This window comes from Pseudomonas sp. MD195_PC81_125 (assembly GCF_014060985.1).
Taxonomy (GTDB): Bacteria; Pseudomonadota; Gammaproteobacteria; order Pseudomonadales; family Pseudomonadaceae; genus Aquipseudomonas; species Aquipseudomonas parakoreensis.
This window is the reverse complement of record NZ_JABULD010000026.1, coordinates 1-12,104: the sequence shown is the minus strand read 5'-3', so window position 1 is coordinate 12,104 and position 12,104 is coordinate 1. Positions and strand designations below refer to the sequence as shown.

At 60.8% G+C, this 12,104-nt stretch carries 9 protein-coding genes and 2 pseudogenes; 1 reads left to right on the top strand and 10 read right to left on the bottom strand.

Annotated elements, in window-relative coordinates:
* Positions 1–77 precede the first annotated feature (77 nt).
* The 5 genes and pseudogenes from HT737_RS01175 to arcD (HT737_RS01155) form a co-directional block, all read right to left on the bottom strand.
* Positions 78–440 carry a DUF5064 family protein gene (locus HT737_RS01175; RefSeq protein WP_041068604.1) on the bottom strand — a complete coding sequence of 121 codons (363 nt, stop codon included), beginning with the start codon at positions 438–440 and terminating at the stop codon, positions 78–80.
* A 63-nt stretch (positions 441–503) separates the two neighbouring features.
* A complete protein-coding gene (gene arcC / locus HT737_RS01170; protein WP_041068605.1) occupies positions 504–1,433 on the bottom strand; it encodes a carbamate kinase in 930 nt (309 codons plus the stop codon).
* Positions 1,434–1,610: 177 nt separating this feature from the next.
* Positions 1,611–2,620: pseudogene (locus HT737_RS01165) on the bottom strand (ornithine carbamoyltransferase).
* Positions 2,621–2,689: 69 nt separating this feature from the next.
* Complete coding sequence (arcA, locus tag HT737_RS01160; RefSeq protein WP_047296012.1) at positions 2,690–3,946, bottom strand: arginine deiminase; 1,257 nt, start codon at positions 3,944–3,946, stop codon at positions 2,690–2,692.
* Positions 3,947–3,980: 34 nt separating this feature from the next.
* The gene (gene arcD, locus HT737_RS01155) at positions 3,981–5,408 is read right to left on the bottom strand and encodes an arginine-ornithine antiporter (RefSeq protein WP_041068609.1); all 1,428 of its coding nucleotides are present in this window, start codon (positions 5,406–5,408) and stop codon (positions 3,981–3,983) included.
* A gap of 590 nt (positions 5,409–5,998) precedes the next feature.
* Here arcD (HT737_RS01155) and arcD (HT737_RS01150) point away from each other — a divergent pair.
* Positions 5,999–7,426: an arginine-ornithine antiporter gene (gene arcD, locus HT737_RS01150; protein WP_121186840.1), complete on the top strand. Its 1,428-nt coding sequence runs from the start codon at positions 5,999–6,001 to the stop codon at positions 7,424–7,426.
* 94 nt (positions 7,427–7,520) lie between these two features.
* Here arcD (HT737_RS01150) and HT737_RS01145 read toward each other — a convergent pair whose 3' ends face one another.
* The 5 genes and pseudogenes from HT737_RS01145 to HT737_RS01135 all read right to left on the bottom strand — a co-directional run bounded on the left by HT737_RS01145 (position 7,521) and on the right by HT737_RS01135 (position 11,969).
* Positions 7,521–8,867, bottom strand: a complete 1,347-nt coding sequence (locus HT737_RS01145; protein WP_182401054.1) for a CoA transferase — start codon at positions 8,865–8,867, stop codon at positions 7,521–7,523.
* A 175-nt stretch (positions 8,868–9,042) separates the two neighbouring features.
* A complete protein-coding gene (locus HT737_RS32525; RefSeq protein ID WP_374011122.1) occupies positions 9,043–9,747 on the bottom strand; it encodes a methyl-accepting chemotaxis protein in 705 nt (234 codons plus the stop codon).
* A gap of 201 nt (positions 9,748–9,948) precedes the next feature.
* A pseudogene (locus tag HT737_RS32520) lies at positions 9,949–10,005 on the bottom strand (hypothetical protein); the annotation flags it as partial.
* 239 nt (positions 10,006–10,244) lie between these two features.
* Positions 10,245–11,183: a cache domain-containing protein gene (locus tag HT737_RS32515; RefSeq protein WP_374011121.1), complete on the bottom strand. Its 939-nt coding sequence runs from the start codon at positions 11,181–11,183 to the stop codon at positions 10,245–10,247.
* A 390-nt stretch (positions 11,184–11,573) separates the two neighbouring features.
* A complete protein-coding gene (locus HT737_RS01135) occupies positions 11,574–11,969 on the bottom strand; it encodes a YbaN family protein (protein ID WP_095668486.1) in 396 nt (131 codons plus the stop codon).
* Between the last annotated feature and the right edge of the window lie 135 nt (positions 11,970–12,104).

Below are 12,104 nucleotides of genomic sequence, written 5' to 3'. Positions count from 1 at the left end.
CAGGCCTTCGGCAGCTCCTACAGAGAAACTCGATAAATGTAGGAGCTGCCGAAGGCTGCGATCTTTTGATTCTGGGGTTATTCGAAGTGCTCGGGATTGACCGGATCCCCGGATTGCATATTCAACTTCTGCCGAATGTCCTCAAACATCAGATCGTAATGCTTGTGCACCGAGCCGATCTGGCTGTGAGCCTTTGGAATCCCGTACTTCTCGGCAATCCGGGTCACGTCGCGGGCGAAGTTGTAAGCTTCTTCCTTGGGCAGGAAAAACGCTTCCTTCATGTCCTTGCCCTGCATATTGCCGTGCAGGGTGAACTGTATCCCTTTGCCTTTTTGCGGATCGGTGAACACTTCATAGTCGAGGCACAGGTCGTAGCTGACGTCATCTGGCGTCAACGCATGTCGCTCGATGTGCAAATGACCGGGGTTGAATATGGCCATGGGTTTCTCCTTCTCAAGGCATGGGAGAAGGGCAGACCCTGGGCCTGCCCCCGGAGTTTCTGGTTATCGATAGCTGATGCCCGGCTTCGCGGTGCTGACACGGGTTCCGGCGGTGCCCTGAACGATGGCTTCGATGTCCGCCAGCGAACCGATCACTGCGACCTTGCCAGTATGGCGCGCGAACTCGCAAGCTGCCTGTACCTTCGGCCCCATGGAACCGGCGGCAAAACCGAGGCGTTCGAGTTCGTCCGGGTGCGCTTCGGCGATGGCTTTCTGGGTCGGCTTGCCGTAATCGATGAATGCCGCGTTGACGTCCGTGGCGATCACCAGCAAATCGGCCTCCAGTTGCTCGGCGAGCAGCGACGAGCACAGATCCTTGTCGATCACCGCCTCGATGCCCTTGAGGTTACGGTGCTCGTCGTACATCGTCGGAATGCCGCCGCCACCAGCGCAAATCACGATGCTGCCCTTGTCCAGCAGCCACTTGATCGGACGGATTTCGAAGATGCGTTTTGGCCGAGGGCTGGCCACCACGCGGCGGAATTTGTCACCATCCGCAGCGATGGCCCAGCCTTTTTCAGCGGCGAGCTTTTCTGCTTCGGCTTTCTCGTAGACCGGGCCGATCGGTTTGCTCGGGTTCTGGAAGGCCGGGTCCTTGGCGTCGACTTCAACCTGGGTCAACAGGGTGGCGAACGGCACCTCGAAGTCCAGCAGATTGCCCAGTTCCTGTTCGATGATGTAGCCGATCATGCCTTCGGTTTCGGCACCGAGCACGTCCAGCGGGTAAGGGGTGACGGAGGTATACGCTGCTGCTTGCAGCGACAGCAGGCCGACTTGCGGGCCATTGCCGTGGGCGATGACCAGTTGGTTGCCGGGATGGATCTTGGCGATTTGCTCGGTGGCGATGCGGATGTTGGCGCGCTGGTTGTCAGCGGTCATCGGCTCGCCACGGCGGAGCAGGGCGTTACCGCCCAGAGCTACGACGATACGCATGGTGCATGTCCTTCTGGAAAACAGTGAAAGCTCGCAGGACGAATGCGATCCCTGTGGGAGCCGGGCTTGCCCGCGATGGCGGTGGATCAGGCAACATTGTCGCTGGCTGACATACCGCAATCGCTGGCAAGCCAGCTCCCACAGTGACCGTGTCGTGTCAGTGAGAGCTGTATTGGTTTACAGATCAGCCAGGGTCGAGACCAGAATCGCCTTGATCGTGTGCATGCGGTTTTCCGCTTGCTCGAAGGCGATGCAGGCGGGCGACTCGAACACGTCGTCGGTCACTTCGATGCCGTTGGCCAGGTGCGGGTACTGTTCGGCGATCTGTTTGCCGACCTTGGTATCGCTGTTGTGGAACGCCGGCAGGCAGTGCATGAACTTGGTGCGCGGGTTGCCGGTGGCTTTCATCAGCTCGGCGTTGACCTGATACGGCAGCAGTTGCTGGATACGCTCGGCCCAGGCTTCCACCGGTTCGCCCATCGACACCCAGACGTCGGTGTGGATGAAGTCGACGCCTTTGACCGCCGCTTTCGGATCTTCGGTGAGGGTGATGCGTGCACCGGATTCTTCCGCGTATTTCTTGCAGCGATCCACCAGATCGTCATGCGGCCACAGGGCTTTTGGCGCACAGATGCGCACGTCCATGCCAAGTTTGGCACCGACCAGCAGCAGCGAATTGCCCATGTTGTTGCGCGCATCGCCGAGGTAGGCGTAGCTGATTTCGTGGATCGGCTTGTCGGCGTGTTCACGCATGGTCAGCACGTCGGCGATCATCTGCGTTGGGTGATATTCATCGGTCAGGCCGTTGAACACCGGGACCCCGGCGAACTTCGCCAGCTCTTCGACGATTTCCTGTTTGAAGCCACGGTACTCGATGGCGTCGTACATGCGACCCAGCACGCGGGCCGTGTCTTTCATGCTTTCCTTGTGGCCGATCTGCGATGAGTTCGGGTCAATGTAGGTGACGTTGGCGCCTTGGTCGTAGGCCGCTACTTCGAACGCGCAGCGGGTGCGGGTCGAGGTTTTTTCGAAGATCAGGCGATGTTGTTGCCCTTGAGGTGTTGCTGCTCGGTGCCGGTGTATTTCGCGCGCTTCAGATCGCGGGACAGGTCGAGCAGATAACGCAGCTCGCGCGGGGTGTGGTGTTCCAGGCTGAGCAGGTTACGGTTGTGGATGTTGAACGCCATGATGATTCTCCTTGGATTCGGTAATCGGCCCGGCCGCTACAGGGTGAGTGCGGCCGGGGAGATGGTCGTTTAGTAATCGATTGGGTCGCGGATGATCGGGCAGGTCATGCAGTGGCCGCCGCCGCGACCACGGCCGAGTTCGCCGGCGCTGATGGTGATGACTTCGACGCCTGCCTTGCGCAGCAGGGTGTTGGTGTAGGTGTTGCGGTCATAGCCGATGACCACGCCCGGTTCTACCGCGACCACGTTGTTGCCGTCGTCCCATTGCTCGCGTTCGGCAGCGAAGCTGTTGCCGCCGGTTTCCACCACGCGCAGCTTCGGCAGGTTGAGGGCTTTGGCCACGGTGTCGAGGAAGCTGCCTTCTTCGCGGCGGATGTCGATGCCGCCCTGTTTGCTTTCGTCAGGGCGCAGGGTGAACGCGACGATCTGGTTCACCACTTCCGGGAAAATCGTCACCAGGTCGCGGTCGCAGAAACTGAACACGGTGTCCAGGTGCATCGCGGCGCGGGACTTCGGCAGGCCGGCGACGATGACTTTCTCCACGGCTTTGTTCTTGAACAGGTTCAGCGCCAGTTGGCCGATGGCCTGTCGGGATGAGCGTTCGCCCATGCCGATCAACACCACGCCGTTGCCGATCGGCATCACGTCGCCGCCTTCCAGCGTCGAGCTGCCGTGATCCTTGTCCGGATCGCCGTACCAGATCTCGAAATCGGCGTTGGTGAATTGCGGATGGAATTTGTAGATGGCAGTGGTCAGCAGGGTTTCCTGACGGCGCGCCGGCCAGTACATCGGGTTCAGCGTCACGCCACCGTAGATCCAGCAAGTGGTGTCGCGGGTGAACTGGGTGTTGGGCAGCGGCGGCAGGATAAAGCTGGAGTGGCCGAGGAAGTCGCGGAACATCTGGATGGTCTTGCCACCAAAGCTGTCCGGCAGATCGTCGGCGGACACGCCACCGATCAGGAATTCGGCGATGTGCCGTGGCTCAAGGCTTTTCAGCCAGGATTTGACTTCGCTGATCAGGCCCAGGCCCACCGAGTCGGCAGTGACCTTGCGCTCGAGGATCCAGTCCAGTGCTTCCGGGATGGCGACGATGTCGGTCAGCAGGTTGTGCATTTCCAGCACGTCGATCCCGCGTTCACGCATTTTGGTCACGAAGTCGAAGTGGTCGCGCTTGGCCTGGGCGACCCACAGCACGTCGTCAAACAGCAGTTCGTCGCAGTTGTTCGGGGTCAGCCGCTGGTGGGCCAGACCTGGGGAGCAAACCATGACTTTGCGCAGTTTGCCGGCTTCGGAATGGACGCCGTACTTAACTTTTTCCGTGGTCATTGCAGTGATCCTCCAGAGGTAAAAACTTGGGCAATTACAGGGTCAGGAAGCCGTCGTAGAGACCGTAGGCTGCCACCAGGGCACCGACGACCACCGCGGCGAAAATCAGCTTCTCGACGTTGGTGAAAACCGCTTGTTTGAGTTCGAGCTTGGCCTTGGCGAACAGGATCGCGCCGGGGGCATACAGCAGGGCCGAGAGCAGCAGATACTTCACCCCACCGGCATACAGCAGCCAGACCGCGTAGATCAGGGCGATACCACCGATGATCAGATCCTTGCGCCGCTCGGCCGCGAAGCCTTCGTAGGTTTCGCCGCGTACCGCGAGCAGCAGGGCATAGGCCGCCGACCACAGGTACGGCACCAGAATCATCGAAGTGGCGAGGTAGATCAGCGACAGGTAAGTACTGGCCGAAAACAGGGTGATGATCAGGAACAGCTGAACCATCGCGTTGGTCAGCCACAACGCATTGACCGGTACGTGGTTGGCGTTCTCCTTGCGCAGGAACTCCGGCATGGTGTGGTCTTTGGCGGCGGCGAACATGATCTCCGCACACAACAGCACCCACGACAGCAGCGCGCCCAGCAGCGAGATGATCAGACCGACGCTGATCAGCACCGCGCCCCAGTGACCGACCACGTGCTCGAGCACGGCAGCCATCGACGGGTTCTGCAGTTTGGCCAGTTCCGGTTGGGTCATGATGCCCAGCGACAGCACGTTGACCAGCACCAGGAACAGCAGCACGGTGATGAAGCCGATGACGGTGGCCTTGCCGACGTCGGAGCGTTTTTCCGCCCGTGCCGAGAAGATGCTCGCGCCTTCAATGCCGATGAACACCCACACGGTGACCAGCATCATGTTGCGCACCTGGTTCATCACGCTGCCCAGATCCGGGTTTTTCACGCCCCAGATGTCAGCGGTGAAGATGTCCAGTTTGAAGGCGAAGACCGCGATCAGGACGAACAGCAGCAGCGGTACGACCTTGGCGACGGTGGTCACGAGGTTGATGAACGCCGCTTCCTTGATTCCGCGCAGCACCAGGAAATGCACGGCCCACAGCAGCACCGAGGCGCCGATAACGGCGGCCACCGTGTTGCCTTCGCCGAAAACCGGAAAGAAATACCCGAGGGTACTGAACAACAGAACAAAGTAACCGACGTTACCCAGCCAGGCGCTGATCCAGTAGCCCCAGGCGGACGAGAAACCCATGTAATCGCCGAATCCGGCCTTGGCGTAGGCGTAGACACCGCCGTCCAGGTCAGGCTTGCGATTGGCGAGGGTTTGAAAGACAAAAGCGAGGGTGAGCATGCCGACAGCGGTGATGGCCCAACCGATCAGCACTGCACCGACGTCGGCGCTGGCGGCCATGTTTTGTGGCAAAGAGAATATCCCGCCACCGATCATTGAACCGACTACCAATGCAACCAGTGCACCGAGTCGTAGTTTTCCGGGAGCTTCAGACATTGCATGACTCCATTGCAGGAGAGAAGAGTTCACAGCGTAGTGCCGTTGTCTGTTCAAACAGCTGACTTAGATCAGTTCATGGCCACATTCCATTGTTAATGAATGACTTATGAAAAGGCTGATGGCATAAAGCTGCTGCCCGAAGAGGCCCATTCCAGAGGCTTGCGGCAGATGTGGTTGGGAATTTCTCCTATTACTTTGGAATTATCACGCTAGTTGGTTTTCAGCTTTTGGCAAATTTTTCACATCTGTTTTCAGTACAGAATCGAATAATCAGGATTCGCGCACAAAAGCGATTAGTCGTGCTACGCGTTAGCGTTGTTGGCTATATATAAGAGGGGGGTTGGCGTTATTCAAAAAACGTACTTACGCTTTATCCGTTTAGTTAATACCCGGAAATAGACACACCTTGTGGCGAGGGGATTTATCCCCGATGGGTGGCGTAGCCGCCCCAGATCCATTCAGCGCGGTGTATCAGGCAGAACGAGTTCTCAGGTTTTGGGGCGGCTATGCCACCCATCGGGGATAAATCCCCTCGCCACAGGTATAAACAGGTTTCGAGAACCGTTGTCAGGAAAAGGGAGACTGGAATGTCGCAACCGACGCAAAAGCTGCGCCTTGGTGCGTTGATCGCCCTGGTTGTAGGTTCAATGATTGGCGGGGGGATTTTTTCCCTGCCGCAGAACATGGCGGCGCGCGCCGATGCCGGGGCGATCCTGATTGGCTGGGGAATCACCGCCATCGGCATGCTGACCCTGGCGTTCGTGTTCCAGACCCTCGCCAACCGCAAGCCTGAGCTGGACTCCGGCGTCTACGCCTACGCCAAGGCCGGGTTTGGCGACTACATGGGTTTCTCGTCCGCCTGGGGTTACTGGATCAGCGCCTGGCTGGGCAACGTCGGTTATTTCGTGTTGCTGTTCAGCACGCTCGGTTACTTCTTCCCAGTGTTTGGCCAGGGCAACACGCCGGTCGCCATCGGCTGTGCGTCGGTGCTGTTGTGGGCCGTGCATTTTCTGGTGATGCGCGGGATCAAGGAGGCGGCCTTCATCAATCAGGTGACCACGGTCGCCAAGATCGTGCCGCTGATCATGTTCATCGTGATTGCGGCGGTGGCGTTCAAGGCCGATATCTTTACCCGCGACATCTGGGGCCGCAGCAACCCGAGCTTCGGCGGGGTGATGGATCAGGTGCGCAACATGATGCTGGTGACGGTGTTCGTGTTCATCGGCATCGAGGGCGCCAGCGTGTACTCGGCACGGGCGGAGAAACGCACCGATGTCGGCCGCGCCACGGTGATCGGTTTCCTCGGCGTGCTGGCGCTGCTGGTGCTGGTCAACGTGCTGTCGCTGGGGATCATGAGCCAGCCAGAACTGGCGACCCTGCAAAACCCGTCGCTGGCGGCGGTGCTGGAACACATCGTCGGGCCATGGGGCGCGTTGTTGATCAGCCTTGGTCTGGCGGTTTCGCTGCTCGGCGCGTTGCTGTCGTGGGCGCTGTTGTGCGCCGAAATCCTGTTTGCCACGGCGCGGGACAAGACCATGCCGGCGTTCCTGAAAAAGGAAAACGCCAACCACGTGCCGGTCAATGCGCTCTGGCTGACCAACGTGATGATTCAGATTTTCCTGCTGATCACGCTGTTTTCCGCCGGCACCTACACCAGCCTGATCTACCTCGCTTCGTCGATGATTCTGGTGCCGTACCTGTGGTCGGCGGCGTACGCGGTGTTGCTCAGCGGGCGTGGCGAAACCTACGAACATGCCTCGGCCGAGCGCACCAAGGATCTGCTGATCGGCGGCATCGCCCTGTGCTACGCGGTATGGCTGTTGTATGCCGGCGGAGTGAAATACCTGCTGCTGTCGGCGTTGCTGTATGCGCCGGGGGTGGTGCTGTTTGCCAAAGCCAAGCGTGAGCAGGGCGAGCCGTTGTTCACTCATGTCGAGAAGGTGATTTTCACCGGCGTGATCATCGGCGCGGGGCTGGCGGCGTATGGGTTGTACAGCGGGGTGTTGTCGTTGTAGGTGATGTCAGTGCGGGCCTCTTCGCGAGCAGGCTCGCTCCCACATTTGTTCCCCTGTGGGAGCGAGCTTGCTCGCGAAGGGGCCCGAATGGTCATCACCATAGCGGGCTGTGTGAACCCAATTCTGTGGCCGGCAACTGCCATTGCAGCGGCGTCCCGCTGATATTCACCGGTACCAGCAAGCGATGCGCCGGCCCCCATGGAGTCTGCTCCAGCGACAGACTTTGATCCTGCGCATCTTCAGCCCGCAACGCTTCGCTCGACCCCGGCCCCTGTTCGATCAACAGCTTGGCGGTGCGCGCCAGCGACAAGCGTGCCGAGCCACCTCGACCCGTCTTCAAACGTTGCGTCAACAGCCGGAGCGCACTCGCCGCCATCAAATACCCGGTTGCATGGTCCAGCGCCTGCACCGGCAGCGGCGTCGGTTGATCCGCGTGCTTCCAGCGCTGCCCGGCCTCGGCGATGCCGCTGCTCATCTGCACCAGACTGTCGAAGCCACGGCGGTTCTGCCACGGGCCGCTCCAGCCGTAGGCGTTGAGGCAGACGTCGATCAGCCCCGGGGCCAGTTGCCGCCGGCGCTCGCTGCCGAAGCCGAGGTGTTCCAGCGCGTCGGCACGGTAACCGTGCACGAGGATGTCGGCGTCCTGCAACAGGTGTTCAAACACCACGCGATCTGCCGGTTGCTGCAGATCCAGCCGCGCGCAGCGTTTGCCAAGGGTCATGTCCGGGATAACGCCCGGTTCGTTCCAGGTCGGCGGATCGATGCGCAGCACATTGGCGCCGAGGCCGGCAAGGAAACGGCTGGCGGTGGGGCCGGCAAGCACGCGGGTCAGGTCCAGCACCTTGAGGCCGGCCAGCGGCTGCGCTGCCGAGCCTTGCCACGCGCGGGTGTGTTCATCCTGCGCATCGAGGAAATGCACCAGCGGTTCGGCATTCACTGCCAGCCCCTGCGGATGCTGCTGCCACTGCGCCCAACTGCGCATTTCGGCGGCGCAGCCATTGGCGTCGACGACTGCTTGTTCCAGATCGGCACTGCGCCATTGCGCGACGTTCGCTGCCATGGCGGCACGGTCGGCGCAGGCGCCCAGCACGCGTTCGGCGGCGGCGCGGTGATGCGGGGCGTTGGTGTGCAGGCGGATCCAGCCGTCCTCGGTTGCGTAGTCACCGGCCACCGGATCCCACAGCGGCGGAACGTTCCAGCCCATCGGACGCAGCGAAGTGGCGAACCAGAACGAGGCCAGACGTCGATCGACTTCCACCGCGGGCAAGTGCCCGGTCTGTTGCCGGAGCAGTTCGCTGACGGCCTGCCCGGCAGCGCCGATGCTGGCGCAGGCCAGGTCGGTCACGGCGAATGCCGAGGGCAGGGCGCCATGGCCCGTGAACGGAATCGGCGTGTGGGGCAAGCCGAGTGCGGCTTGAATGGACGTGAGTAGATCAGTCATCGAAGGCCCTCCGGGAGAGAGGGCGATGATAGTGCAAAAAAATCTCGGGTCAGATGAAATTCCGGCAGGTGAACACTTACCCCTGTGGGAGCGAGCCTGCTCGCGAAAGCGGTGGATCATTCACTTTGATGTTGAATGTGCTGCCGTCTTCGCGAGCAGGGATTTTTGCGGTTTGCTAGACGCGGAACTGGTCCATCAGCTTCATCTGCTGGCTTGCCAGGGAATTGAGCTGGCTGCTGATCGCCGCCGACTCAGTCGCTTGCTCGGTCAGCGTTTCGGTCACGGTGCGAATCGCCGAGACGTTGCGGTTGACCTCTTCGGCCACGGCGCTCTGTTGTTCGGCGGCGCTGGCGATCTGCAGGTTCATGTCGCTGATTACGGTGACCGCGTCGCTGATCTTGCCCAGCGCGTCCACGGCCTGACGGATCTGCCCGGCGTTGTTGTGTGCCTGGGTCTGGCTCGAATGCATGGTCGCGACCACGCCACGGGTTCCGGTCTGGATGCGCTCGATGACGATGCGGATTTCTTCCACCGAATCCTGAGTGCGCTTGGCGAGGTTGCGCACCTCGTCGGCGACCACTGCGAAACCACGACCGCTTTCCCCGGCGCGGGCCGCTTCGATGGCGGCGTTGAGCGCCAGCAGGTTGGTTTGTTCGGCGATGCTGCGGATCACTTCCAGCACCGAACCGATCTGCTCGCTGTTGACCGCCAGTGCTTCGACCTCGGTCACCGCTTTGCTGACTTCGTCGGCCAGTTGATTGATGTCGCGGGTGCTGCGTTCGATGATCGACATGCCGTCGCGGGCCGACTGATCGGCGCCCTTGGCGGCGTTTGCTGCGTTCGACGCGCTGTTGGCGACGTCGTGGGCGGTGGCGCTCATTTCGTTGGACGCGGTGGCGACCTGATCGATTTCGCGGAACTGCACCTGCATGCCTTCGCTGGTCTGGCGGGCGATTTCCGAGGATTGATCAGCAGTGCCACGCGCTTCGGTGATGCTCTGTTTGATCTGGGCGATGGTCGGTTGCAGCTTGTCGAGGAAGCGGTTGAACCAGTTCACCAGTTCGCCCAGTTCATCCTTCTTGCTGTAGTTCAGGCGCTGGGTCAGATCGCCTTCACCGCTGGCGATGTTCTTCAGCATTTCAGCGACACTGTTGATCGGCCGGGTCACGCCCGAGGCGGTGAGCCAGATCAGCAGCAAACCGACCAGACCTGCGACCACGGCCACCAGCAGCGCGGTGATGACACCGGTTTCCTGAGCATCGTCGAGCACCGCTTGCAGCTTGACCGAGTCGGCCAGCAGCACCTGTTTCGGCAGGTCGATGACCACGCCCCAGGCCCGCGAATTGCCAATCGGATCGACCGGGTACACCGCGCGAATCAGCTCGCCCTGTTCAAGAATCTTCGGCGTGCCGCTGCTGACCAGTTGCAGCAGGTCCTTGCCGTCGGCGCCGAGGGTATCGCTGATTTTTTTTTGCCGACCCTGGTCGCGTCGGAACTGTCGGCGCCGAGTACGCCGCTGCCGGAGACGATCAGCATGTGCCCGGCGTTGTTGAACAGGTCGCGCTGGGAGTCCACCGCTGCTGCTTGCAGGGCATCGAGGGCGATGTCGACACCGACCACGCCGATGGCCTTGCCGTCGACGATCAGCGGCACGGAAATGGTGGTCATCAACATTTCCTTGCCGCCCACGGTGTCGGCGTACGGGTCGAGCAGGCAGGTGCGCTTGTTGTCGCGAGGGCAGGTGTACCAGCTGTTGTACGGCGTGCCGCTGACGCTGAGGGTGGTCTTGGTCATGTCTTCTTCGACCATGATCGTGTTCAGCGCGGAACCGGCAGCGCGGCTCCAGTAGGTCGCAAAGCGCCCGGCTTCGTTGGACTGGCGCGCAGCATCGTTGACGAACTCGCTGTCCTTGCCATCAAGGCCGTTGGGTTCGAAAGCGAGCCAGATGCCGAGCACCTTGTCGTTGCGCTCGAACGCGGTTTTCAGGCTCTGGTTCAACTCTTCACGCAGGGCACCGGCGTCCAGCGAACGCTTGGCGGCCATCACCCGCATGTCCTTGATCTGGTCGGCCAGGGCAGTGATCACCGTCAGGCTTTCGCCAAAGGTCTTCTGTACCCGCACCGCTTGCTCGGCTGCCTTGGCCTGCAACAGGTTTTGCACACTGGCGGTGAGCATTTTGCTGCTGGAGTCACTGACCAGATCGTCGTTCTGGTTGGTCTGGTAAATATTCATGCCGACGATCAGCGCGACCACACCGAGCAGACACAGACCGGAGAGCAGGACGATTTTCAGGCGAATGGAAAGAGAGTCGAACATGGGGCGATCTCGTGAATGAATGAGCAGGTGGCCGCGGGGATGAACTACCCGGTTCGCCAAATCCATTCAGCGCCATGCATTGCTCATCGGCGCACAGCGACGGCGCATGAGGCGCTCGCCGACGAACGGTCAGCGCTAAACGTTTGCGCAGGGGAATGTGCTGAAAAGGCGATTAATTACAGGGAAGTTTCAGCCTGGTGAACACTGAGGAGCTTTTGGTGATGAGGCTTTGTGGTGAGGGGATTCATCCCCGATGGACTGCGCAGCAGGCCCAAAACCTGACAACCATTTTTAACTGAAACTCTGCGGAGCCTGATTAGTGGCTGCTGCGCAGCCATCGGGGATGAATCCCCTCACCACAAAAGCTCATTTGCCAAAAATAGCGGACGGTCAGGCGGGAGGCGGGATCACTTCCGGGCGCGACCAGATCCACAGATTGCCCAGGCTCATTCCGGCAATCGCCAGATACACCGGCCAGCCGTGGTCGAGCATCACCAGCATCAGTGTCGCGCACAGCAGCATGCTGATCGTGGCGCTGACCTTGGCCTTGCGCGCGATGATCTTGCCGTTGCGCCAGTTGCTCAGGATCGGCCCGAACAGCCGATGGTTTTCCAGCCAGGCGCTCAGGCGCGGCGAGCTGCGGGTCGCAGCCCAGGCGGCGAGCAGGATGAACTCGGTGGTCGGCAGGCCGGGCACGACGATGGCGATCAGGCCAATGCCGAGGCTGACATAGGCCAGCAGGCCGAACAGCAGGCGGGCGAGTCTGGAGGTGGCGGGTTGCGGCATGGGCTCGGGGAGTACAGTGAGACGAAACGGGAATCTTACAGACTTGTCGAGACCCCTGTGGGAGCTGGCTTGCCAGCGATAGCGATGTATCAGTCGAAATAGATCTTGTCTGACCCGCCGCAATCGCTGGCAAGC